The organism is Prevotella heparinolytica (assembly GCF_002998535.1).
GTDB lineage: Bacteria > Bacteroidota > Bacteroidia > Bacteroidales > Bacteroidaceae > Bacteroides > Bacteroides heparinolyticus.
This window is the reverse complement of the sequence record NZ_CP027234.1, coordinates 892,323-917,162: the sequence shown is the minus strand read 5'-3', so window position 1 is coordinate 917,162 and position 24,840 is coordinate 892,323. Positions and strand designations below refer to the sequence as shown.

General features: G+C 45.0%; 23 protein-coding genes and 1 pseudogene. 12 read left to right on the top strand and 12 right to left on the bottom strand.

Annotated features, from left to right (window positions below; all coding sequences use genetic code 11):
- The first annotated feature begins 5 nt into the window (after positions 1-5).
- Genes rsmG through trhA form a run of 4 tightly spaced genes read left to right on the top strand, consistent with a single transcriptional unit; the run spans position 6 to position 4,830 of the window.
- On the top strand, positions 6-626 hold the full coding sequence (gene rsmG / locus C3V43_RS03820; RefSeq protein WP_106068669.1) for a 16S rRNA (guanine(527)-N(7))-methyltransferase RsmG: 621 nt from the start codon (positions 6-8) through the stop codon (positions 624-626).
- Positions 627-661: 35 nt separating this feature from the next.
- Positions 662-1,303: an MBL fold metallo-hydrolase gene (locus C3V43_RS03815; RefSeq protein WP_106068668.1), complete on the top strand. Its 642-nt coding sequence runs from the start codon at positions 662-664 to the stop codon at positions 1,301-1,303.
- 21 nt (positions 1,304-1,324) lie between these two features.
- Complete coding sequence (gcvP, locus tag C3V43_RS03810) at positions 1,325-4,174, top strand: aminomethyl-transferring glycine dehydrogenase (protein WP_106068667.1); 2,850 nt, start codon at positions 1,325-1,327, stop codon at positions 4,172-4,174.
- A complete protein-coding gene (trhA, locus tag C3V43_RS03805; RefSeq protein ID WP_106068666.1) occupies positions 4,174-4,830 on the top strand; it encodes a PAQR family membrane homeostasis protein TrhA in 657 nt (218 codons plus the stop codon). The genes gcvP and trhA overlap by 1 nt, the downstream gene beginning before the upstream one ends.
- A gap of 267 nt (positions 4,831-5,097) precedes the next feature.
- On the opposite strand, the pseudogene C3V43_RS03800 reads toward trhA, so the two are convergent.
- The 3 genes and pseudogenes from C3V43_RS03800 to C3V43_RS03790 form a co-directional block, all read right to left on the bottom strand.
- Positions 5,098-5,310 (bottom strand): annotated as a pseudogene (locus C3V43_RS03800) (CatA-like O-acetyltransferase); the annotation flags it as partial.
- A gap of 146 nt (positions 5,311-5,456) precedes the next feature.
- Entirely contained in the window at positions 5,457-7,493 is a 2,037-nt protein-coding gene (locus C3V43_RS03795; RefSeq protein ID WP_106068665.1) for a protein-disulfide reductase DsbD family protein, read from the bottom strand.
- 40 nt (positions 7,494-7,533) lie between these two features.
- The gene (locus C3V43_RS03790) at positions 7,534-7,833 is read right to left on the bottom strand and encodes a Dabb family protein (RefSeq protein WP_106070446.1); all 300 of its coding nucleotides are present in this window, start codon (positions 7,831-7,833) and stop codon (positions 7,534-7,536) included.
- A 189-nt stretch (positions 7,834-8,022) separates the two neighbouring features.
- Here C3V43_RS03790 and udk point away from each other — a divergent pair, with 189 nt between their 5' ends.
- Entirely contained in the window at positions 8,023-8,631 is a 609-nt protein-coding gene (gene udk, locus C3V43_RS03785) for a uridine kinase (RefSeq protein WP_106068664.1), read from the top strand.
- A gap of 93 nt (positions 8,632-8,724) precedes the next feature.
- Positions 8,725-10,134 (top strand): MltF family protein, encoded by a 1,410-nt coding sequence (locus tag C3V43_RS03780; protein WP_106068663.1) that lies wholly within the window; start codon positions 8,725-8,727, stop codon positions 10,132-10,134.
- A 216-nt stretch (positions 10,135-10,350) separates the two neighbouring features.
- Here the strand turns inward: C3V43_RS03780 and metH are convergent, their stop codons facing one another.
- The 5 genes from metH to C3V43_RS03755 form a co-directional block, all read right to left on the bottom strand.
- The gene (metH, locus tag C3V43_RS03775) at positions 10,351-13,116 is read right to left on the bottom strand and encodes a methionine synthase (RefSeq protein WP_106068662.1); all 2,766 of its coding nucleotides are present in this window, start codon (positions 13,114-13,116) and stop codon (positions 10,351-10,353) included.
- Between the two features lie 54 nt (positions 13,117-13,170).
- Positions 13,171-13,623 (bottom strand): SsrA-binding protein, encoded by a 453-nt coding sequence (gene smpB / locus C3V43_RS03770; protein WP_106040353.1) that lies wholly within the window; start codon positions 13,621-13,623, stop codon positions 13,171-13,173.
- Between the two features lie 59 nt (positions 13,624-13,682).
- Positions 13,683-14,255, bottom strand: a complete 573-nt coding sequence (locus C3V43_RS03765) for a Yip1 family protein (RefSeq protein ID WP_106068661.1) — start codon at positions 14,253-14,255, stop codon at positions 13,683-13,685.
- Position 14,256: 1 nt separating this feature from the next.
- Positions 14,257-15,129 (bottom strand): hypothetical protein, encoded by an 873-nt coding sequence (locus C3V43_RS03760; RefSeq protein WP_235655883.1) that lies wholly within the window; start codon positions 15,127-15,129, stop codon positions 14,257-14,259.
- 148 nt (positions 15,130-15,277) lie between these two features.
- The gene (locus C3V43_RS03755) at positions 15,278-15,781 is read right to left on the bottom strand and encodes a DMP19 family protein (RefSeq protein WP_106068659.1); all 504 of its coding nucleotides are present in this window, start codon (positions 15,779-15,781) and stop codon (positions 15,278-15,280) included.
- A gap of 805 nt (positions 15,782-16,586) precedes the next feature.
- On the opposite strand from C3V43_RS03755, the gene C3V43_RS03750 reads away from it, so the two are divergent.
- The 3 genes from C3V43_RS03750 to C3V43_RS03740 all read left to right on the top strand — a co-directional run bounded on the left by C3V43_RS03750 (position 16,587) and on the right by C3V43_RS03740 (position 19,696).
- Positions 16,587-17,288, top strand: a complete 702-nt coding sequence (locus C3V43_RS03750; protein WP_106068658.1) for an iron-sulfur cluster assembly scaffold protein — start codon at positions 16,587-16,589, stop codon at positions 17,286-17,288.
- Between the two features lie 19 nt (positions 17,289-17,307).
- Positions 17,308-18,318 carry a GGGtGRT protein gene (locus tag C3V43_RS03745; protein WP_106068657.1) on the top strand — a complete coding sequence of 337 codons (1,011 nt, stop codon included), beginning with the start codon at positions 17,308-17,310 and terminating at the stop codon, positions 18,316-18,318.
- A 208-nt stretch (positions 18,319-18,526) separates the two neighbouring features.
- Positions 18,527-19,696 carry an IS4 family transposase gene (locus tag C3V43_RS03740; protein WP_106068085.1) on the top strand — a complete coding sequence of 390 codons (1,170 nt, stop codon included), beginning with the start codon at positions 18,527-18,529 and terminating at the stop codon, positions 19,694-19,696.
- 54 nt (positions 19,697-19,750) lie between these two features.
- Here the strand turns inward: C3V43_RS03740 and C3V43_RS03735 are convergent, their stop codons facing one another.
- Together C3V43_RS03735 and yihA are read right to left on the bottom strand one after the other, a co-directional pair.
- The gene (locus C3V43_RS03735) at positions 19,751-20,341 is read right to left on the bottom strand and encodes a DUF4923 family protein (protein WP_106068656.1); all 591 of its coding nucleotides are present in this window, start codon (positions 20,339-20,341) and stop codon (positions 19,751-19,753) included.
- Positions 20,342-20,364: 23 nt separating this feature from the next.
- A complete protein-coding gene (yihA, locus tag C3V43_RS03730) occupies positions 20,365-20,967 on the bottom strand; it encodes a ribosome biogenesis GTP-binding protein YihA/YsxC (RefSeq protein ID WP_106068655.1) in 603 nt (200 codons plus the stop codon).
- Positions 20,968-21,060: 93 nt separating this feature from the next.
- Here yihA and recR point away from each other — a divergent pair, with 93 nt between their 5' ends.
- From recR to C3V43_RS03715, 3 genes are read left to right on the top strand one after another with little or no spacing between them, the layout of a single operon-like run.
- Entirely contained in the window at positions 21,061-21,678 is a 618-nt protein-coding gene (gene recR, locus C3V43_RS03725) for a recombination mediator RecR (RefSeq protein ID WP_106068654.1), read from the top strand.
- Positions 21,679-21,714: 36 nt separating this feature from the next.
- On the top strand, positions 21,715-22,161 hold the full coding sequence (locus tag C3V43_RS03720; RefSeq protein WP_106068653.1) for a hypothetical protein: 447 nt from the start codon (positions 21,715-21,717) through the stop codon (positions 22,159-22,161).
- Between the two features lie 19 nt (positions 22,162-22,180).
- Positions 22,181-22,717: a GNAT family N-acetyltransferase gene (locus C3V43_RS03715; protein WP_106068652.1), complete on the top strand. Its 537-nt coding sequence runs from the start codon at positions 22,181-22,183 to the stop codon at positions 22,715-22,717.
- On the opposite strand, the gene C3V43_RS03710 is transcribed toward C3V43_RS03715, so the two are convergent.
- Together C3V43_RS03710 and C3V43_RS03705 are read right to left on the bottom strand one after the other, a co-directional pair.
- Positions 22,710-23,303, bottom strand: coding sequence for a YqgE/AlgH family protein (locus C3V43_RS03710; RefSeq protein ID WP_106068651.1), 594 nt, complete (start codon positions 23,301-23,303; stop codon positions 22,710-22,712). The genes C3V43_RS03715 and C3V43_RS03710 overlap by 8 nt on opposite strands.
- A gap of 180 nt (positions 23,304-23,483) precedes the next feature.
- A complete protein-coding gene (locus C3V43_RS03705; protein ID WP_106068650.1) occupies positions 23,484-24,800 on the bottom strand; it encodes an aminotransferase class I/II-fold pyridoxal phosphate-dependent enzyme in 1,317 nt (438 codons plus the stop codon).
- Positions 24,801-24,840: the final 40 nt, after the last annotated feature.

Genomic DNA, 24,840 nt, shown 5'->3' with positions numbered 1-24,840 from the left:
ATTAAATGGAACTAATCCTGAAGTATTTTCCTGATCTGACAGAGAAGCAGAAAGAGCAGTTCGCTGCCCTCTACGACCTCTATTTGGATTGGAACTCCAAGATAAACGTCATCTCACGTAAAGATATCGAGAATCTCTACGAACACCATGTACTCCATTCCTTGGGTATAGCTAAAGTGGTCTGTTTTAAACCGGGAACTCAGATCATGGATCTCGGGACAGGAGGAGGTTTTCCTGGCATACCATTGGCTATTCTTTTTCCTGAAGTGGAGTTTCATCTGGTGGACAGTATTGGCAAGAAAGTACGTGTGGCCACTGAAATAGCCAATAGCATCGGATTGGAAAATGTCACGTCCCGCCATGCCCGTGCAGAAGAGGAAAAAAGAATCTTTGATTTCGTAGTGAGTCGTGCTGTGATGCCGCTGTCCAACTTACTCAAGATCATCCGCAAGAATATTTCTGCCAAACAACAAAATGCCTTGCCCAACGGGCTGATTTGTCTTAAAGGAGGTGAATTGGAACAAGAATCGATGCCTTTTAAGAATAAAACTACCATGTGGGATTTGAAAGACATCTTTGAAGAAGATTTTTTCAGTACGAAGAAGGTAGTGCACGTAGCTGTCTGAAAAACGTAACAAATAACTTTGTAGTCTCATACAAAATGAAAATAAAGAAATTTGAATTCAACATGTTCCCGGAAAACAGCTATGTGCTGTGGGATGAAACCAATGAAGCAGTTGTCATTGATCCGGGCTGTTTCTACGAAGAAGAGAAACAGACATTGAAAAACTTCATTATAAAAAATGGACTGAACGTAAAACACTTGCTGAATACGCACCTACATCTGGATCATATATTCGGCAACCCGTTCATGCTGAAAGAGTTCGGACTGAAAGCTGAAGCTAATCAGGCAGATGAGTTCTGGATTGACGAGGCTCCCAAGCAAAGTCGCATGTTCGGCTTTCAGCTGCAAGAAGCCCCCGTGCCTTTGGGCACATATCTGCACGATGGAGACATTATCAGCTTCGGCAACACGAAGCTGGAAGCCATTCACGTACCGGGACATTCACCGGGCAGTTTGGTGTATTATTGTGCGGCAGACCATTGCATGTTTTCGGGTGACGTATTGTTTCAAGGCAGCATCGGTCGCGCCGACCTTGCCGGTGGGAACTTCGATGAACTGATAGAGCATATCTGCAGTCGTCTGTTTGTTTTGCCAAATGAAACCGTTGTCTATCCGGGACATGGCGCTCCCACAACAATTGGAATTGAAAAAGCAGAAAATCCTTTCTTCAGAAAATAAACTTTAAAATCACTATAAATTATGAAAAACGACGTATTCTCCTGCCGTCACATCGGTATCAGTGAACAAGATGAGGAACAAATGCTCCGAAAAATCGGAGTGAAAAGTCTGGACGAACTGATTGACAAGACCATTCCTGCCAATATTCGCCTAAAAGAGCAGTTGGCACTCCCAAAAGCCATGACGGAATATGAGTTTGGACAACACATTGCCGAACTGGCTGCAAAAAACAAGCTTTACACCACTTACATTGGTATGGGATGGTACAATACCATCACTCCTGCCGTTATCCAACGTAATGTATTCGAGAACCCCGTTTGGTACACCTCTTATACTCCTTATCAGGCTGAAGTATCACAAGGACGATTGGAAGCCTTGATGAACTTCCAGACTGCTGTGTGCGACCTTACAGGGATGCCCCTTTCCAACTGTTCCTTGCTGGACGAGGCTACCGCAGCCGCCGAGGCCGTGACAATGATGTATGCCCTGCGACCACGCGACATGCAAAAATCCGGAGCGAACATTGTATTCGTAGATGAAAACATATTCCCGCAAACCTTGGCAGTCATGACCACCCGCGCCCTTCCGCAAGGCATCGAACTGCGTACAGGCAAATGGAATGAAATGGAATTTACCCCGGGCATCTTTGCCTGCATACTTCAATATCCTGACACCAATGGTAATGTGGAAGATTATCGGGATTTTGTGGAAAAAGCACATGCGGCAAACTGCAAAGTGGCTGTTGCTGCCGACATCTTAAGCCTTGCTTTGCTTACTCCTCCGGGAGAATGGGGAGCAGACATTGTTTTCGGTACGACACAACGGTTGGGCACACCGATGTTCTACGGTGGACCGTCGGCTGCTTACTTTGCCACACGCGATGAATATAAACGCAATATGCCGGGACGTATCATCGGCTGGTCGAAAGACAAATATGGTAAACTCTGTTACCGCATGGCCTTGCAAACCCGCGAACAACACATCAAGAGGGAAAAGGCCACTTCCAACATCTGTACCGCACAAGCGTTGTTGGCCACAATGGCCGGATTCTATGCCGTATATCACGGCCCGAAAGGCATCCATACCATAGCAGAGCGTATCCACAGCATTGCCGTATTTTTGGAAAAGAGCATCTGCAAGCTGGGATACAAGCAAGTGAACACACAGTATTTCGACACTTTGCGTTTCGCACTGCCCGATACCATATCAGCGCAACAAATCCGCACCATTGCACTTAGCAAAGAAGTGAACCTACGCTACTTCAAGAACGGTGATGTGGGTATGAGTATTGATGAGACCACAGATGTGCCGGCCGTCAACATACTACTATCCATCTTTGCCATTGCTGCCGGAAAAGATTGGGAGAAGATCTGCGAAATTCCGATGGGCAACAATATCAATAAAAGCCTGAAGCGCCAAAGTGCCTATCTGACTCATGAAGTGTTCAACAAGTATCATACGGAAACGGAAATGATGCGCTATATCAAGCGCCTTGACCGCAAGGATGTCTCTTTGGCACATTCCATGATCTCACTCGGTTCGTGCACCATGAAGCTGAATGCAGCCGCAGAGATGCTGCCGCTCAGCCGTCCCGAATTCATGAACATACACCCTCTGGTACCCGAAGATCAGGCAGAAGGTTACCGGAAGCTGATTGACAATCTTAGCGACGAACTGAAAACGATAACCGGATTTGCAGGTGTCAGCCTACAACCGAACTCCGGTGCCGCAGGTGAGTATGCCGGATTGCGCGTCATCCGTGCTTATCTGGAGCATATCGGACAGGGACACCGCAACAAAGTGCTGATACCGGCATCTGCACACGGAACCAATCCGGCATCGGCCATACAGGCGGGCTTTGCCACCGTGACATGTGCTTGCGATGCACATGGTAATGTAGACATGGAGGATCTTCGCGCCAAAGCGGAAGAAAACAAGAACGAACTTGCCGCCCTGATGATCACCTATCCATCAACACACGGTATCTTTGAAACGGAAATCGTAGAGATCTGTAACATTATCCATGCTTGTGGGGCACAAGTGTATATGGACGGTGCCAACATGAATGCGCAGGTAGGCTTGACCAACCCCGGCTTTATCGGTGCCGACGTATGCCACCTGAACCTGCACAAGACATTCGCTTCACCCCACGGTGGAGGCGGTCCCGGCGTAGGCCCTATTTGTGTGGCCGAACATCTGGTTCCGTTCCTGCCGGGACACGTTTCATTTGGCAATGCCTCCAATGAAGTATCTGCCGCTCCATTCGGCAGCGCCGGCATCCTGCCCATCACGTATGGTTACATCCGCATGATGGGAGCGGAAGGACTGACACGCGCCACCAAAACAGCCATCCTCAGCGCCAACTATCTGGCTGCTTGCCTACAAGACACATACAGCACTGTTTATCGAGGAGTGAACGGCTACGTGGGACACGAAATGATATTGGAATGCCGCAATGTTCACGAGGAAACGGGCATCAGCGAGAATGATATCGCCAAACGTCTGATGGACTATGGTTATCATGCCCCCACCCTGTCCTTCCCCGTGCACGGCACATTGATGATTGAGCCCACAGAAAGCGAAAGTCTGGCCGAACTTGACAATTTCATCCATGTGATGCTGAATATCTGGAATGAAATTCAGGAAGTAAAAGAGGGTAAAGCCGACAAAACAGACAATGTACTGGTCAATGCACCGCATCCCGAATATGAGATTGTGTCCGACAAATGGGAACACAGCTATACACGCGAGAAAGCGGCCTATCCGATAGAAAGCGTACGGGACAACAAGTTCTGGGTAAACGTGGCACGTGTAGACAACACATTGGGCGACCGTAACCTGTTGCCTACCTGCTACGGATGTTTCGACTGATGAAAAACAAACGTAGCGGACTGTTCTACAGCCAAAAAGAAGAAACCGTCAATTCAATCTCCCATGGCATAGGCTTTGCCATGGGAGTGATTGTCGGAATCGTTTTCCTGATAAAAAGCTATCAAAGCGGCAATCTGCCGGCTATCTTCGGAGTATGGCTTTATCTCTTCGGCATGGGTGGTTCCTACCTTGCCTCTACCCTTTATCATGCACTGAAGCACCACAATCCATGGAAGCGACGCCTGCGTCATTGGGATCATGCAGCCATCTATTGGCATATTGCGGGAAGCTATTCGCCCATTACGCTCGTTGCACTGAAAGACGAGTCCGGATGGGGACTATTTGGTTTCGTATGGCTGTGCGCCCTCATCGGCACCGTTGTCAGCTTCCGAAAAATGAAAGAACACAGCCATGTGGAAACAGCATGCTACATTCTGATGGGGTTATCCGTGCTGGCAGTATTCAAGCAACTCTTTGCCATTTCTCCTGCAGCCTGCTACTGGATTATTGCCGAAGGGATATGCTATATAACGGGAGCCGCTTTCTACTCACTACACAAAGCGCGATATATGCACTCTGTCTTTCATTTCTTCGTGTTAGGCGGTTCGGCTTGTCACATGACAGCAATATGGAAGATACTGAATCTTTTACTCTAAAAGGGAGGTTGCGTTAAATAGCCGGATAATCCCCCTATTTTTCCATCGGTTTCCCTACACGCTTCAACTTACAGGAATCGCTTCACTTTTGTGCAAACCTTTGTTCGCAGTGCGCGGATGTCTGTTCGCACAGCGCGACCGTTTATCCGCAGGTTGCGATTTTGTATTCGCACGGCGCGAACAGAGAAACAAGTTTACTGTTTGCAACAAACGATTTTATTCTATGGATTCAAGAGGTTTATTCTATGAGTGGTGTTTAAGTGCATCTCATCCTTGTGCAATCTCTTTCAGATGCTCCTCTATTTTTCCGAAGAAAACCGATAAATGCGAACCATCCACAAAAGCATGGTTTACATATATGGAGAGAGGAAAATACAGCTTTCCTTCACGAGTGATAACTTTGCCGGAAGTCATCAACGGGTAGTTACAGCCATTCCCGATTTCGGCAAGCGTATACGTGGTAGCCGTGAAATACATTTGTAAATGGAATACCACGAATTTGCAAAGCCGCGGAAAAATACATAATTATCCCGTCGCTCCCATTTTTCGATGTCGATAATATGTTTCATCTTAAAAGAAAGTCAGCTTAACGAGCGGGTTTATTACTCAATTAAGCTGACTCATGTTTATTTTTTCGTTTTGTAATTCTCTAAACCGGTCTGCAAGAACTCGATGTATTTGGGTATATCCTCATTATAAGAATATGACTTCTCGAGAGGTTTCCCCTCGTTGTCAATCAGCACATAGAAAGGCTGCGCATTGGCACCGAACTTCACACGTTGCAGATAGCTCCACTTATCGCCCACTGTACGCAGAGTGCGTTCCGTACCGTTTTCCACGATCTTCACAGGTGCAGGAAGCGGTGTTTTATTGTCCACATAAAGGGTGATAAGTACGTATCCGTTATTGATGATATCGCTCACCTTCGGGTTTGTCCATACGGAAAGCTCCATCTTACGACAGTTTACGCAGCCATAACCGGTAAAATCGAGCATCACCGGTTTGCCATGCTGACGCGCATACTCCATACCAAGGTCATAATCATCGAACTTGGCATGTACTTCATTATTATAGAGATTGAAATCCTGCGTCTGCATGGGTGGCGCAAAAGCACTGACCGCTTTCAACGGTGCTCCCCACAAACCGGGAACCATGTAAACGGCAAATGCCAATGATGCCAGAGCCATGAAAAAGCGTGGTACGCTGACTTTCGTATCGTCGTCATCGTGCGGGAACTTGATTTTACCCAACAAATAAAAGCCAAGCAAGGCAAACAGCACAATCCACAATGCGAGGAATGTTTCACGGTCAAGAATACGCCAGCCATAAGCCAAATCAGCCACTGAGAGGAACTTCAAGGCAAACGCCAATTCCAGAAAACCAAGAGTCACCTTGATTATATTCATCCACCCTCCTGACTTGGGCATGGACTTCAGCCAAGACGGGAACAGTGCAAACAATGTAAATGGCAATGCCAAAGCTACTGCAAAGCCAAGCATGCCGATGGCCGGAGCCACCACACTGCCCGTAGTAGAAACTTGTACCAAAAGGAAGCCGATAATAGGCCCTGTGCAGGAGAAAGAAACCAATGAGAGCGTAAACGCCATCAAGAAAATGCTGAGCAGGCCACTCGTTGCTTCCGCCTTGCTGTCTACAGCCGTGCTCCACTTGGAAGGCAGAGTAATCTCGAAAGCCCCGAAAAAAGAAGCGGCAAACACAACCAACATCAAGCAGAACAGGATATTGAACACGGCATTGGTGGAAAGCGCATTCAGTGCACTGGCGCCGAAAATAAGCGTAATGGCCAGACCGAGCGTAACATAAATAACGACGATTGATGCACCATACGTCCAAGCGTCACGAATACCTTTCTTCTTGTCTTTGCTTCGCTTCAGGAAAAAGCTGACCGTCATCGGGATAATAGGCCATACGCATGGGGTGAACAATGCCAGAAGTCCTCCGACAAATCCGGTAATGAAAATGTAAAACCATGACATATCCTCGTGAGAAGTAGACTCCCCCAAGGCTTTCAATTCGTCGATTACCGGTTTCCACAAGTCAGACTTATTCGGCACATCCCCTCCTGCGAGGACTCCCACTCCATCAACATTTGCAGCAGAAACCGTATCGGCTGCAACGGCTTCTTGCGGTGCCGATACATCAGCAACGTTTGTTTCCGACACAGAAGCGACATTTTCCCTGGCAACACCCTCCGCTTCTCCGGAAAACTTAAAGGGCACTTGGGTGGGAGGTAAGCAATTCTCGTCATTGCAGGCACCATATTCCAAATAACCTTCCACTTGATAGGTACTGCTTGTGAGCTTTAATTTCTGCACAAACCGGGCAGTATGCTCAAAGTACCGCACCTTCATCTCGAACAAGCGGTCGAATGCGGAAATCTCCTTACCTGCCGGTCTCAATTTACCCACAGTTTCCACTCCCGAAAGTCTCTCCACATTGAAAGTAGCCGAAATAGGACCGCCATCGCCCAAATCGGTAGAATAAACGTGCCAGCCTTTATCAATGGATGCAGTGAACACAACCTCTGCCTCATCGCCCGGTAAAGTCTTCCATTCCGACTTAAACTTAACGGGGTCTTGTATCTGTGCTTGCGCCATCATGGCGAAGAGCAACAGAAAAAAAGAGAGCGATATATTCTTCATGTTTCGTCTAAAGCTTTTAATTAATTGAAAAGAGATTTGTTTACAATTCATAATCCACACAGGCGCGACTTTCCTTCACTGTGGCAAGGAGTCTCCCGGCGGCCACATGGTCGGGATGGACAGCATAGAACTTCACATCATCCAATGTATCGAACTCACTGTAAAGAGCAATGTTCCAAGTCTCGCCCGGATTCATGTTCAATCCGACTTCTATCTTACGGATAACAGGTATCTTTGCCGGAAGCGCTTCAATAGCTGCTTTAAAATTATTCATTGCCGCTAACTTTTCGTCAGCTGAAACCTCATCTTTCAATTTAAATAATACAATGTGCTTTACCATAAATTGTTGTTTTAATGATTTATGTCTATATTTGTCAGCCGAAACGGCTGTTTTTCTCAAGAACAGCAAAATTTATAACGACAGAGAACAAAAGAATGTTCATCTTCTTTTGCCGAAACGTTTGGCGGAATAATGCCGGTTTTCGTGCTACAAAAATACAGGTTTTGTTTTAAATATATACTTAAACGGATGTTAATAATAGGAATTGCAGGAGGAACCGGTTCGGGAAAAACCACCGTAGTACGTAAGATTATTGAAAGCCTACCGGCCGGTGAAGTGGTATTACTGCCACAAGACTCTTATTATAAAGACAGCAGCCACGTGCCTGTGGAAGAAAGGCAGAACATCAACTTCGACCATCCGGACGCATTTGAATGGAGTCTGCTTTCCAAACACGTAGCCATGCTGCGCGAAGGGAAGAGCATTGAACAGCCCACTTATTCTTACCTGACGTGTACCCGGCAGCCCGAAACCATCCATATCGAACCTCGCGAAGTCATCATCATCGAAGGAATCTTAGCCTTGTGCGACAAGAAATTGCGCAACATGATGGACCTCAAAATATTTGTAGACGCCGATCCCGACGAACGCTTGATTCGCGTAATACAACGTGACGTGGTGGAACGAGGACGTACAGCCGAAGCGGTAATGGAACGTTACACCCGTATTCTGAAACCGATGCACCAGCAATTCATCGAACCCTGCAAACGATATGCCGACCTCATTGTGCCCGAAGGTGGAAATAACCGGATAGCCATTGACATATTGACCATGTATATCAAGAAGCATTTGAAGTGATACGAGAAGATTGAGGTTCCAAAAACAGATTGACGATCAACACAATAACATAGTATGATTGACATAGTTTGCTTCCGGAAACTTTGGTCATTAATGAGCAATCATTCATTATCGGTCATTCTTGCACTGTTGCTTTGTTGCATTTCGGGATGCCGTGGAAGCCACGGTAAAGAAGAAAGACAATACGACGGCTTGCAACAGATAAAAGACAGTGGTGAACTGGTGGCGTTGACCTTATACAGCTCCACGTCCTATTTCATCTATCGCGGTCAGGATATGGGATTCCAGTATGAGTTGAGCGAACAGTTTGCCAAAAGCCTGGGAGTAAAGCTGAGGATAGAAGTTGTCCGGAGCGTGCACGAACTTATCGAACAATTGCAAGCCGGCAAGGGAGACCTTATAGCCTATAACCTGCCCATCACCAAGGAATGGAAAGACAGCCTGATTTATTGCGGCGAGGAAATCATCACCCACCAAGTCATCGTGCAACGGAACGGTGGAGGCAGCAAGCCCCTGAAAGACGTTACGGAACTCATCGGAAAAGACATATATGTGAAACCGGGGAAATATTATGAACGTCTGGTCAATCTGGACGACGAACTTGGAGGAGGCATTCGCATCCATCAGGTCACCAACGATAGCATCAGCACCGAAGACCTGATTACGCAAGTAGCGCAAGGAAAAATTCCCTATACGGTGGCCGATAATGATGTAGCACAACTGAATGCCACCTATTATCCTAACCTAAACATCGGATTATCCATCAGCTTCGATCAGCGTGCTTCATGGGCTGTACGCAAAGATAGTCCGCAATTGGCTGCCATTGCCGACAAGTGGCACGCAGAGAACGTGACCTCGCCTGCCTACACGGCGAGTATGAAGCGTTACTTTGAAATCAGCAAAATCTTTCCGCACTCCCCTATTCTCTCGTTACGCGAAGGCAAAATATCTCATTACGATGATTTGTTTAAGAAATATGCGCCCGATATTAATTGGGACTGGCGCCTGCTGGCTTCCTTGGCCTACACGGAGTCGAACTTTGACACCACTGCCGTGTCATGGGCAGGAGCCAAAGGGTTGATGCAGCTAATGCCGTCCACGGCAAGAGCAATGGGAGTACCTGCAGGCAAGGAACAAAATCCGGAGGAAAGCATCAAAGCAGCCACAAAATATATAGCTGCTATGGATAAAAGCTTTACACTGGTTCCCCAAGAGGAGCGCATCAACTTCATATTAGCTGCTTACAACTCAGGAATCGGACACGTACAAGACGCCATGGCTCTGGCCGAAAAGTACGGCAAAAACAAGTATGTGTGGAAAGACCATGTAGAGACTTTCATTCTGCTAAAAAGTAATGAAGAATACTTCACCGATCCCGTTTGTAAGAATGGATATTTCCGGGGTATCGAGACATATAATTTTGTGAGGGATATTACTTCACGATTTGATCAATATAAGAATAAGATACAGGATACTTCGCGCCCTTCTGCAAGGAAGAAATAATCATCCCCTAATCTGTAAATTGAGTGGTTATACTTATAGATGTGAGAGGCTACACTTGTGCAATCGCAAGCCCACACTTTACGAGAAGTATGCCCGCACTTGCCGAAGCGTATGCCCACACCTTAAGCAACATTAGCCCACACTTTGAGGAAGGTCTGCCCACACTATAGGAGCGACCAAGTGTGGGCTGACAACCGGAGAGATAAAAACTGCTGTTTAAAACAAATTCAGCTTATTCTTTTGCGCTTCTTCCAACGAAACGGTCTCTACTTTTCTTTCCTGATTCTTTTTGCACAATTGCGCATACTGCTCGTTAAGTTCCTTCTTTAGTTCCTCTTTTGTTGCAGGATTCATTAGTTTCACTGCTACCGTGGCATTCTGCGAAGCATCTTTCAGATGGACAACCGGAGCATGATACACCGGAGCAATCTTCAATGCCGTATGAAGCTGCGAAGTCGTAGCTCCCCCTATCAGCAAAGGAATATTCAGGCCCGCCTTCTCCAACTCGATGGCCACATGCACCATCTCATCCAAGGAAGGAGTTATCAGGCCGCTCAGTCCTATCATGTCGACTTGTTCCTCTACGGCACGCTGCACGATGGTTTCGGCAGGCACCATTACGCCAAGGTCTATGATTTCATATCCGTTGCAGGCCATAACCACCGAAACGATATTCTTGCCGATATCATGTACATCTCCTTTCACCGTGGCAAGCAATACCTTGCCGGCAGATACCGCCCCTTTTTCCTTTTCGGATTCAATCACCGGCTGAAGTATGGCCACCGCTTTCTTCATGGTGCGCGCCGTTTTCACCACTTGCGGCAAAAACATCTTACCAGCTCCGAACAAATCGCCTACATGATTCATACCTGCCATCAAAGGGCCTTCAATGATAGACACTGCTGTGGGATAGAGCTTTAACGCCTCGGCAAGGTCTTCCTCCAGATAATCGCTGATACCTTTGGTCAAAGCATATTTCAAGCGGTCTTCCACAACGGTTCCCTCTCTCCATGCCAGTTGCGAATGGGGGGAAGCCGTACTCTTACCACCTGCCCCCTTAGCTTCCTCGGCTTCTGCTTTCAGGCGTTCGGCTGTTTCTATCAGCCGCTCGGCAGCGTCAGGGCGCCTGTTCAGCACCACATCTTCAATGCGTTCCAAAATGTCGGCAGGAATATCCGTATAAAGAACAGAAGTTGCCGAATTCACAATACCCATATCCATCCCTTCGCGAATAGCATGATAAAGAAACACGGCATGCATTGCTTCACGGATATAATTATTGCCACGGAATGAGAAAGAGAGATTACTTACTCCTCCGCTGACATGCGCACCCGGCAGATTGTTCCTAATCCAACCGGTGGCACGAATAAAGTCCACGGCATAGTTGTTATGCTCGTCCATCCCCGTAGCTACGGCAAGCACATTCGGGTCGAAAATAATATCATGAGGATTGAAGTTGATCTTATCGACCAAAAGGCGATATGCACGTTCGCAAACTTCAATTTTGCGTTCAAAAGTATCAGCTTGCCCCTTCTCGTCGAAAGCCATCACTACGACTGCCGCTCCATATTGCTTGATGATGCGTGCATGCTCCAGAAACTTCTCCTCACCTTCTTTCAAAGAAATGGAGTTGACTACAGATTTACCTTGCAGGCATTTCAACCCCGCAACAATCACTTCCCACTTGGAAGAGTCTATCATCACGGGAACGCGCGCGATCTCAGGCTCGGAAGCTATCAGATTCAAAAAAGTAGTCATTTCTGCACAAGCATCCAGCAAGCCGTCATCCATATTGATGTCGATGAGTTGGGCGCCATCTTCCACTTGCCGACGGGCAATGCCAAGCGCCTCATCGTATTTCTTCTCGTTGATCAAGCGCAGGAACATACGCGAGCCCGCCACATTGCAACGCTCACCCACATTTACAAAGTTGTTCTCCGGTTTCACCTCCAGAAGTTCAAGTCCCGAAAGCCACAAGTTGGCAGGTTTCGGGGCGGGACGACGAGGCGACACACCTTCTATTAAAGCAGCATAACGAGCAATGTATTCGTCCGTGGTTCCGCAACATCCTCCAATAATGTTCACCAGGCCTTCATGAATATATTCTTTTATTTCATGTGCCATGTCGTCAGGGCTTTGGTCATATTTCCCCAGACTATTGGGTAAACCGGCATTGGGGTAGGCACTGATATAATAAGGAGCACGGGCGGCAAGTTGTTCCAGAAAAGGTTTCAATTGCCGGGCTCCGAAAGAACAGTTCAGCCCCACGGAGAAGAGGTCGGCATGTTGCACGGAAGCTAAGAAAGCGTCCAGCGTCTGCCCCGAAAGCGTACGTCCGGCTATATCAGAAACCGTGACGGAAAGCATCAGAGGAACGCGTATGCCGACAGTCTCCATAGCTTGCTCTGCGGCAAAAATAGCAGCCTTTGCATTCAGCGTATCAAAGATGGTTTCTATTAATAAGGCATCTACTCCACCTTCAAGCAAAGCCTCCATCTGCTCTTGATAGGCAGCGGCCAGTTGGTCGTAGGCCAGAGCACGGAAAGCCGGATTGTTGACATCGGGACTCATGGAGCACGTTTTGTTTGTAGGCCCCACGGCACCTGCCACAAAACGAGGTTTATCAGGAGTAAGAGCGGTAAACTCGTCGGCCACCTCGCGAGCCAGCCTTACAGCCGCAAGATTCATTTCACGCACATATTCCTGCACATGATAATCGGCCATACTGACGCAAGTGGAACTGAACGTGTTTGTCTCAATGATGTCTGCCCCTGCTTCCAGATATTTGCGATGGATATCTTGTATCACATCTGGCCTTGTCAGACAGAGTAAATCATTGTTGCCTCTCATCTGTCCGGCAATGTGTGCAAAACGTTCGCCCCGGAAATCTTTCTCCGTTAAGTTGTATTGTTGTATCATGGTACCCATGGCACCATCCAGAATAAGGATGTGCTCACGCACCAACTCGTTCAGCTGTTTCATAATGTTTGTAGAAAAAAAGAGCCTTGTAATCTGTGGTTCGCTGTTTGATAATTATCATCGTTTGAACATCCGCGCCATATCGCGTTTGTCCTCTTTTTCTTTCAAAGACTGGCGTTTGTCGAATTCTTTTTTACCCTTGGCAAGGGCCACCACTACTTTGGCCAAGCCTTTCTCGTTGATGAACAAACGAACCGGGACAATGGTAAAGCCGGGAGTTTTCGTGTCGCGTGCCAACTTATCCAGTTCTTTCTTGTTTAGCAGAAGCTTACGTTCCCTGCGTGCCGAATGATTGTTGTACGACCCGTAAAAATATTCGGCAATATGCATATTCTTCACCCATAGTTCGCCGTTTGCAAAATAACAAAAAGTATCGACCAGACTTGCTTTTCCCAAGCGAATGGACTTAATCTCCGTACCCGTAAGCACGATACCGGCCGTATAGGTGTCTATCAGTTCGTAATCGAATGTGGCACGTTTGTTCTTTATATTTACAGGAGCTTGTTTCATGATTCTATTCACCCTTTCAAATAACTCTTTACCTTAAAAACTCTACACATTGAAAGCGCTCAGTTCAGCACTGTCGTCAATTGATTGAATATCCACTCCACCATTGCCGGACAGACAATCAGCAAAACTGAAGAAAGAATGGTGAAACGCAAACGTTCTTTCTCAGCTACCCGCATCACTTTGTCGCTTCCTTCCCACACCACATACACGATGTAAAACTGAAGCAGCAAAGCTATGACATAGAAATCGGGCAGTATGCCGATAACCATTTTCATCAGAAACACTACCACTAAGGCATAGCCTGCAAATTGTTGTGCCAACGGAATGTCGCTCTCCATTCCAAGCATGCGGGCACGCAACCCGTTGATGAGATAAGCCGCCAGAAAGTATCCTCCGAACAAAGAAACAGCCACAGCGCAACATCGCGTCATGGCATATTGAAAACTTTGCGGCTCGCCCCACCCCATTCTTATCAACGAACCAATGAAGACGGACAACCCGCATAAACCAATCATAGGATAGACAAAGGCCGTAAAGACCTTTCGTCTATCCTCTAAACTAATTTCCTCCCACGTACGAGCCGGAGAGGTAATCAGTCGCAGAGCTATGTGAAATAAATCTTTATAGTTCAAATTATTTCAGTTTATTAAGTGCGCTGCTGTCTATCTCAAAATCCGTATAAGTATCAGGCATCGTCCCGCCATCGGCAGCAACTTTGGCTTTGATTATAATTTTCTCAGGATATTTTTGGGTACTGCTCTTGATGGCACTCATGATGCTTTTGATATCATAAGCCTTATTCCGGTAAGCATTCGCTTCTGTTTTGGTATCCGTTCCCTTATTATGTTGCAAATAAAGCACCAGCTCCGATGCACTCTTCTGCATATCTTTTACATATATCAATTCGAATGAATGTTGTGCCAATGCTTCCGTTTTATTTTCCATCTTCCAGTTGATAGGCAAAACCACCATTTCAGGACCATAAATAAACGGCTTGTAGGTATCACCGTACTGAGCAGCAGGATTCAAGGTCACAATAGGTGCATCCCCAAGAGGCATATCGGCCTCGGTAGCTACGGTTCGAGTTTCATAAGAATCTATAGCCACGGCTCCCACAAGTTGAATAGTGCGATTGGTAGTTTTAGCCGTTTCTTTCCCTGCCTGCGTTTCTACGTTTTTGTATTGAAGCAAGACTAAATCGCTTTTTGTTATATCAAAGCCATTGTTAGCCTTTACCGTGGCAAGTGAACTTTCAGTGGGGAAATATTTATTTCCTCCCAAATCTTCAAACCAAGAACTTCCTAAATAGTGTTTTACACGCATATAGCCATAGCCGTCAAAAGAACTTTCATTATCACCACTATTCAGACAAGAGGTTAACGAAACACCCAACAAGAGGGTAAAGGCAATCATCAAAAAATTCAAATGTTTCATTTTCTTTAATATTAGGGTTTGCAAATTTAGATAAAAGAATCGAGTAACGAGATACCCCACTCTTTTTTTCATTGTTTTTAAGAGTAAACGGAAAACACGCCCGAATACTGCAAATGCTTCTGCTTTTTTAACACTTCGTCATCCCAACCGGCACAACCAGCCTGCCCGTTTCGTGCTTTTTGCGAACGGCATTATCTGTCGGTGGGAAAACGCCCCGGAATCATACAATCGTGGCAAACAAATCGATATGCTCATCCACATATCCGGCCACGGCAGCGGTATATTCTTCTTCCTTTTCCAGGAATTCGTCTTCCAAATCGTCGAAAGCTTCGTATTCTTCGTACATTGCCATAAACTCTTCGTCTGTACGCTCGCGCTCCAAGTCCCCACGATGAGCATCATATATCTTCTTGGCGGCGTAAATCAACTTGCTCAAATCGCCAATTCCCCACAGACGCATCACCTTGGCAAACGGATTATCAAAGATATATCCGCCATAGCCATTCTGAATCAATTGGCAAAACCCTCCTTCCATCACTTCATCGCGAAAAATCCGATAGGCCAGCAATGAATGTTGTTCAGCTGTGAGCATACTCATCGTATCGGCTGCCAAATTGCCATTGCTTTCTATCTCTTGTTCATAAGCCTCGGTAAATACATGGATAAAGGCATCCATCCCGTCGGCAGCCGCTTGACGCAAAGCAGCATCTGTCACTTTTATCATATTGAGTAGTTTTTTTAGAAGCTTGTTTGAATTTAGCACTCCACTCTTTCCAATCTTCTTGATTTACAGAAGAATTCTTTCTGCTTTTGCAAGAAGCATAGCGGAACATGCGACGGCAAAGTTAAGAGTTTGATTCAATAATTACGCCTGAAAAGACAAAATATCGACAAAAACCAGCCTTGAAACAATCTCAATGGAGAAAATATGAGGAGATACAGTGACCCCACAATCAAGCAGTTTGAGCGGATAGCAATCATGAATAGATGTGTTGTACTTATGGAATAAACCTCTTAAATCCATGGAATAAAATTGTTTGCTGTAAACAGTAAACTTGTTCGCAACTTGGATAAATCTCTGTTCGCACGGTGCGAATACAAAAACGCAACCTGCGGACAGATGTTCACAACGTGCGAACAGACATCCGCGCAGTGCGAACAAAGCTTTGAGCATAAAAAAACTGCAGCGAATTCCATAAGTTGGAGTGTGTAGGTAAATCAGTAAAGGCAGAGGATTGAGGTGATGGCGCATCAGCAAGAACAGCAGTATAATATAATAAGGAGAGATGTCGGTCAAAAATGAAGAGGCCGTAGTGCCGACGTATGTTCTATCTCCGATTGAGGCTAGGAGTCCTAATACTTAATTGGGGAAAACAAAGAGGAAAAAACGAAAAAGGAGATTAAAACAAACTCTTAGTAAAAAAGTCAAATTGAAGAGTTGGCAAAAACGAAGAAAAGAACTAACTTTGCGCCGACTAATAAAAGTGGATTACATTTTTCTTAATTATATCACTTAAAAAGAGCTAATTATGACTTATTCACACGAAGTGGAACACATGTGTGTTGTGAAGAAAGGTCCTAACCACGGGCCGGCTCCTATTCCCGAAGAAGGTAAATGGGTAAAAGCTAAAGAATTTGTTGACATCTCTGGTTTGACACACGGCATCGGCTGGTGTGCTCCTCAGCAAGGTGCGTGTAAATTAACCCTCAACGTAAAAGAAGGTGTTATTCAGGAAGCTTTGGTTGAGACTATCGGTTGCTCCGGTATGACTCACTCTGCTGCCATGGCATCAGAAATTCTCCCGGGAAAGACTATTCTCGAAGCATTGAACACCGACCTCGTTTGCGACGCTATCAACACAGCCATGCGCGAACTCTTCCTGCAAATCGTTTACGGCCGCACACAATCTGCTTTCTCTGAAGGCGGTTTGATGATCGGTGCCGGTCTGGAAGACTTGGGTAAAGGTCTGCGTAGCCAGGTAGGTACATTGTATGGTACTCTGGCCAAAGGTTCTCGTTATCTTGAAATGGCAGAGGGTTACATCAAGACCATCGCTTTGGACAAGAACGATGAAATCTGCGGATACGAATTCGTTCACCTTGGCAAGTTCATGGATGAGATCAAGAAAGGTACGGACGCCAACGAAGCTTTGAAGAAAGTAACCGGCACATACGGTCGCTTCACTGCCGAGCAAGGTGCAGTTAAACACATTGACCCACGTCACGAATAATATAAGGAGGAAAGACATTATGATTAGAGAAGTAAAATTTGAAAGCCAAGACCGTCGTATCAAACAGATTCTTGCTGCTTTGAACGCTAACGGTATCAAAGACATCGAAGAAGCTAACGCTATCTGCGAAGCTCATGGTCTCGATCCTTATAAGACTTGTGAAGAAACCCAGCCCATCTGTTTCGAAAATGCGAAATGGGCTTATGTGGTAGGTTGTGCCATCGCCATTAAGAAAGGTTGTAAAAATGCAGCCGAAGCAGCCGAAGCAATCGGTATCGGTCTGCAAGCATTCTGTATTCCGGGTTCCGTAGCCGACGACCGTAAGGTTGGTATCGGTCATGGCAATCTGGCTGCGATGTTGTTGCGCGAAGAAACCAAATGTTTCGCATTTTTGGCCGGCCACGAATCATTCGCTGCCGCCGAAGGTGCCATCAAGATTGCAGCCAAAGCCGACAAGGTGCGCAAAGAACCTCTGCGCTGCATCCTGAACGGTTTGGGCAAAGATGCCGCACAGATCATCTCTCGTATCAACGGTTTCACTTACGTACAGACTCAATTCGATTACTATACAGGCGAACTGAAAGTTGTTCGCGAAATAGCATACAGCGACGGTCCTCGCGCCAAAGTAAAATGCTACGGTGCCGATGATGTTCGTGAAGGTGTTGCCATCATGTGGAAAGAAGGCGTAGATGTTTCCATTACCGGTAACTCTACCAACCCGACCCGCTTCCAACACCCCGTTGCAGGAACTTACAAGAAAGAACGCGTACTTGCCGGCAAGCCTTATTTTTCTGTAGCATCGGGTGGCGGTACAGGCCGTACACTCCATCCGGACAACATGGCGGCCGGCCCTGCATCTTACGGTATGACGGACACGATGGGCCGCATGCACAGCGATGCCCAATTCGCCGGTTCTTCATCCGTTCCCGCTCACGTGGAAATGATGGGATTCCTCGGTATCGGTAACAACCCGATGGTAGGATGTACAGTGGCTTGCGCTGTAGACGTGGCTCAGGCTTTGGGTAAATAAATTAAAGTTTCCCACATAAAAAACTCCCGTAACCAGATAAAATTACGGGAGTTTTTCTTTATGGCAACTTTGAATAATACCACTAGTGGGCACTTTAAATTAAACATCGTTCTTTGAAATCTTTGATAATCGCATAGTTATGTATCTTTTTGTAGCGTGACGATTTGAATTGAAAAGTTGTTTTAGCTTTGTCCAAAAGCTCAAAACAATGAATCAAGGCAAATATATCTTCGCTCAACTTACAGATTTTCTTCCCCGTCGTGTCTTTGACCGTTTGGTAGAGAAGTATTCCGGGAATAAGAAAATCAGAACATTCACCTGTTGGAATCAGATGCTGTGCATGATCTTCGGACAACTGACCGCCCGAGACAGTATGCGTGACCTTATGCTCAGCCTTGAGGCACACAAGAACAAGTATTATCACTTGGGATTCGGTCCAACAGTTAGCCGTACCAATCTGGGGAAAGCAAACCGGAATAGAGATTATCGTATCTACGAAGAATTTGCTTATACCCTGATTGCGGAAGCCCGTAATAGCTACAACAAAAATGACTTCGAGGTGAAAGTTGACGGTAATGTTTATGCCTTTGATTCCTCCACCATAGACCTTTGTCTGAATGTTTTTTGGTGGGCGGAATTTAAGAAACACAAAGGAGGCATCAAACTTCATACCTTGTATGATGTAAAGACTTCCATACCGACAATCGTACTGGTAACCAATGCTAAAGTACATGACGTAAACATGCTGGATGAGTTGAGTTATGAAAAGGGAAGTTTCTATATCATGGATAAAGGATATGTTGACTTCACCCGTTTGCATAAGCTTCACACCAGTGGTGCTTACTTCGTTACACGTGCAAAAGATAATATGAGATTCCGTAGAATGTATTCCCGTGAAGTCGATAAAACAACCGGAATAAAATGTGATCAGATTGGAATGCTTGAAACGTATAAATCGCTCAAAGCATATCCGGACAAACTCCGGCGGGTTAAATACTACGATGAAGAACTGGACAGAGAATTTGTGTTCATCACCAACAACATGGAACTATCAGCAGAGGAAATTGCTTTGCTATACAAGAACCGTTGGCAGGTGGAACTATTTTTCAAATGGATAAAGCAACACCTGAAAGTAAAATCTTTTTGGGGCACCACGATGAATGCAGTCAAGATACAAGTGTACTGTGCCATCATAACATACTGTCTGGTTGCCATTGTCGCTTACAGATTGAAAGTTAACCGTCCAATCTACGAAATTCTACAAATTTTGAGCTTTTCTCTACTGGATAAAACGTCTGTAAGAGAGATACTTACCGATTGCGATTACAAAAATGTCAAAGAACTAAATTATAAACAATTGAAAATCAGATGGGATTAAGTGCCCAGCAGTGGAATAATACCTAAGATTCAATGATAGAAAAAGGGGAGGTGATCAAGATTTCTTCTTCAAGGTAAATCCTGTCATCATACCATCATAGCTGCTTGCCAAAGAGCTGACACTTTTGATAGCTGTATTATTACTTTTACTTCCAAAGAAAATCAGTAACTTCAGCAATTTATCCGAGTCGAACAACAAATCCATGCCGGCAGAAGAATAATCTATTTTTGCATTCATACCTATCAATCTGGCAAATTTGAGATTTACTTTTTGTGTAGTACTGTTGTAAGAATAGGTTCCACTCATTTTTTTACGTCCTATTTGGGCATTGAAAGTACTATCGGCATTGAAAGTAAAACTCATCTGTCCTTCCTTGATGCCGACTTTGGCCAATTGCTCATCCAACTTACTTTCAGCAGCAGACGCAGCAACGAGGCCTCCAGCTTTTTTCAGTAAATTGTCTGATTTAAAGTCCACAGCTGCTCCTGTATAACTCCACGTTCCTACCATATCTACTATGGCGGTATTTTTCCCGGTCACTGTTTCTACAGCTTTATTGAACAGATCTGAAAGAGCTTGTGCCCGACCGCAAGTGGGCATGAACATAGCGGCAATAAGTAATTGCCCAAGAATAATTTTTTTCATTGTTTTGTTTGAGTTTATATTATTTACTTATTCAAATCTTTGTTAATACTTTCCATGTAATCTAATAATTCCTTCTTTCCCAATCGGTTTTCGGAAGAGGTCACGAAATAAGGTGGTAATTCCTCCCATTGTTCCTGCAATTTTTGAAGATACTGACTGATATTGTTATTCAGTCTGCCTCCTTTCAACTTATCGGCTTTGGTAAACACAATGGCAAAAGGAATGGCATTCTCACCCAGCCACTCTATGAATTGAAGGTCGATGGCCTGAGGTGCCAGCCTACTGTCTATCAGGACAAACAGATTGGTCATCTGTTGACGTTGCAAGATATAGCTTTCGATGATATTTCTTATTTGCTCCTTGCCTTTCTGTCCCCGCTTGGCATATCCATAACCCGGAAGGTCTACAATGTACCAGCTCTTATTGATAAGAAAATGATTGATGAGCATCGTCTTCCCGGGAGTAGCAGAGGTCATAGCAAGGCCTTTCCGCCCGGTGAGCATATTGATCAGGCTGGATTTTCCTACATTAGAACGTCCGATAAAAGCATATTCGGGGAAAGACCCTTCCGGACATTTTTGCACATCTGTATTACTGATGGTAAATTCCGCACTTGTAATATCCATGATTGTTTCTGCTTTTTTATGTTACAAGCGACAAAGGTAGCACTTATTTCATAAGATTACACTATCTTTGCGTCCAATAGGAAGATTTTAAGTATGAATGGACAATTTCCCTCGACATTATTGGAAAAGGCGGTAAGCGAGTTTGCCAAGTTGCCCGGAGTGGGACGTAAAACGGCTATGAGGCTGGTTCTTCATTTACTACGGCAGGATACGGCTACAGTAGAAGCGTTCGGTAACGCAATCGTCACATTAAAACACGAGGTAAAGTATTGCAAGGTCTGTCATAACATCTCTGATACGGAAACGTGCCGCATCTGTTCCAATCCTCAGCGAGATGCTTCGGTGATTTGTGTAGTGGAGAATATCCGTGATGTGATGGCAGTGGAAGCTACACAGCAGTTTCGTGGGCTGTATCATGTATTAGGAGGTGTCATCTCACCGATGGACGGTATAGGCCCCGGAGATTTGCAGATAGAAAGCCTGGTGCAGCGAGTACTTGCCGGTGGCATTGACGAAGTTATCCTGGCACTGAGCACAACGATGGAAGGAGATACAACCAACTTTTATATTTATCGTAAACTGGAGAAACTCGGAGTGAAGCTTTCTATCATAGCCCGTGGCATTTCGGTGGGCGATGAATTGGAGTATGCCGATGAGGTAACTTTAGGGCGTAGTATTGTAAACCGTACTCCATTTTCAGGAACTGTATAAAACTCTTTGAGAATCTATAAATTATCACAATCATATATGGAAAAAGAAATAAAAAAGACTACAGCACACGTCAAAGTAGCTTTTGCCTGTTTTTGGATGATTTCCATTCTGCTTGTCATATCCGGAGAGATGGGAAGTAGCTGGGTGGGACTGTATGTAGGGAATATTTCTGCAACTTATATGGCCGAAACGATAACCATTTTACTGACCGCATCTTGTGTGCCAATCTCCTTGAAACTTTTCTCGTGGGTTCTGACCCGAAAAATAGATATCGCAGCTCTTCCCAAAGCTCTTCGCCTCTATGCTTTGTGGAGTGATATTCGGTTGGTCTTGCTAAGTTTACCGGTTTTAACCGGTTTTTTCACCTACTATATGATGTTGAGCACCACAGGGGTACTCTGCGGTATGATAGGCTTGACTGCCTCCCTTTTCTGTTTACCCGGTGAAGAGCGTTTGCGTAAAGAACTGCATATTGACAAGTAAGAATGTGACTGATTTAGCAATGAATAAATCTTATTTTCGTAGTGAACGAGTATGTCTCCGAGCCATGGAGCCGGAAGATCTGGAAGTAATGTATGAAATGGAAAACGACCCAGAAATGTGGGATGTGACCAATTTCACCGTGCCCTACTCAAAGTTTATATTAAAGCAATATATAGAGCACTCCGAATGCGACATGTTTGCCGACCGTCAGCTACGCATGATGATTGTACGTATGGAAGACAATGCTGTGATGGGCACCATAGACATCACCGAGTTTGTTCCCATGCATGCCCGCGCAGAAGTGGGCATTGCGATGCGAAGAGAGTATAAAGGGAACGGCTATGCCAAAGAAGCATTGGAATTACTGTGTAATTATGTCTTTAACTTCCTGCACCTGAAGCAGCTGATTGCTCATATCACCACTGACAACAAAGCAAGTATACACCTTTTTGAGTCATGTGGTTTCGTGTCATGCGGACTTCTGAAAGAATGGTGGCGTGTTGGCGGCGTATACAAGGACGTAGTATTGCTGCAATGTCTTCGAAGAACTAATTGAATATGGGGATTTGCGGAAAACGTGACCAAATTTCATACTTCCCTCCCAACTTGCAGAGTGCTTTTTTCCAAAGTTCGTCACTGGCTTCTTCATCCATCAGTGAAGCGATATTCTCTTTGCTCACCAACCATGTGTTCTCGTGAATCTCTTGGCACAATTGTTTATGCTCCCATCCGGAGTATCCCAAGAAAAATCTGATTTTACCTTTTATGGGATATCCCTGCATAATATATGCCTTAATAGCTTCAAAATCGCCATTCAGATAAAAATTTTTGTCTATAGGAAGCGCACCCTTAATGCCGTCGAGAGTATGTAGATAAAATAAAGTATCCATACTGATCGGGCCACCTTTGTAAATCGGAATGTTTTCCCTACAATGAAATCCTTCGAGAATATCATTCAAGCATACGGGAAGCGGCTTATTCATGACAAGCCCCATTGTGCCATCGTGTGTATGGTCTACCAATAAAATAACAGAGCGACCAAATACATGATCACACAAAAAAGGTTCGGAAATTAAAACCTTTCCTTGCGCTGGAACAACGTGGTTTGTCTCTATTTTGAAAATATCGATATTAGTATACATGCCACTAATATACAAAATACTTCACAACGAGCAACCAAAATCAGTTATTTTTTTTAACCAAGCACGCTTTTCTTAACAGATTATTATTTTAAGAGCCTATTTTATTTTTACTCAAGATTCCTTGTAAGTAAATCCTAAATAGGCTCTGATATGACGGAAATATTCCTTGTGTCCTCCACCTTATTCAATGGGATGATTTGCTGCAAAAACAGCCATTCGCTCATCCAATAGAGCATATTGGTGATCGTATATAAAAGAAGTACATGCACGCAGTCCTTCCTGATTACTTCCTGTAGTGACCAAAGAGATGGCACTAACTCCGTAATACATCAATTCTTTGGCAAGTTCGCCACTGCTCATTCCCGGATAACCAATGGTAAAGTAGAATCCATCGGCAATAGGGTCACCAAGGTCATTATCGTATACCAAATGGAAACCATGGCGCAAAAAAATCTGTTTGAGACGGTTCGCACGGTCACCATATACTTTCACCTCATCAAGGAAATTATATTTCCCCTCATTGGCAGCCTTCAACATTGCGGCCAAGGCATATTGTGCCGAATGGCTGGTTCCTGAGGAGAGCGCATACAATACCCGGTGGATGAACACCGTACCGAAAGTACCGCCGCCATATCGTTTAGTCAGTCCGGGGTAGGTACGATTATAAAGTTTATCAGAAATACAACTCACTCCGATACGCTGCCCCGCATAGCTGAATGCCTTGGAACCAGAGATAAGCAGCACATAATAATCGGTATAGTGTGCCACAGAAAGTTGATAAGGTGCCTGGAAAGGTTGGCTCAGGTCTTGACGGAAGTCCATGGCAAAATACGCAAGATCTTCTAAAACAATGGTATCATACAAGGTGGCAAGTTCGCCAATGATACGCAATTCTTCTTCTTTTAGGCAGATCCAGCTGGGATTATTCGGATTGGAGTAAATAATCGCTGCAATATTACCTTTGCGGAGATAACTTTCAAGTTTATACTTTAGTTTATCTCCACGATATTCATACACATCGAAAGTCTCAAATTTATATCCCATTACTACCAATTGCTGCTTTTGTACCGGAAAGCCGGGATCAATGAAGAGAATGGTATCTTTCTTTTCGTCACACTGACAAGAAGTGAGGAACGAAGCAAAAGTCCCCTGCATAGAGCCGGTCACGGGTACGCACCCTTCGGCAGCTACATCTACATTGATAAAAGCTTTGATGAAGCGTGAGGCTTCTTCTTTCAAGGAAGGTAATCCATTAATATCCGGATAAAGACTGGCAATACCATTCTTTAAGGCCTCGATTTCAGCTTTCACTCCAACGCTGGAAGGTGGCAGGCCTGGTACTCCCATCTCCATTTTAATAAATTCCACCCCCGATGTGGCTTCCACTTTAGCAGCAATGGCTTTCACTTCGCGTATGGTTGCTTTTGCAAAATCTGCAATATGAAAATCTTCGATAGCTTTATCTACTAACTGACGTTCGATAGGAGTATTTTTCATAATTTTCAATATTAATTTAGCTTCGCAAAGGTAATATAAA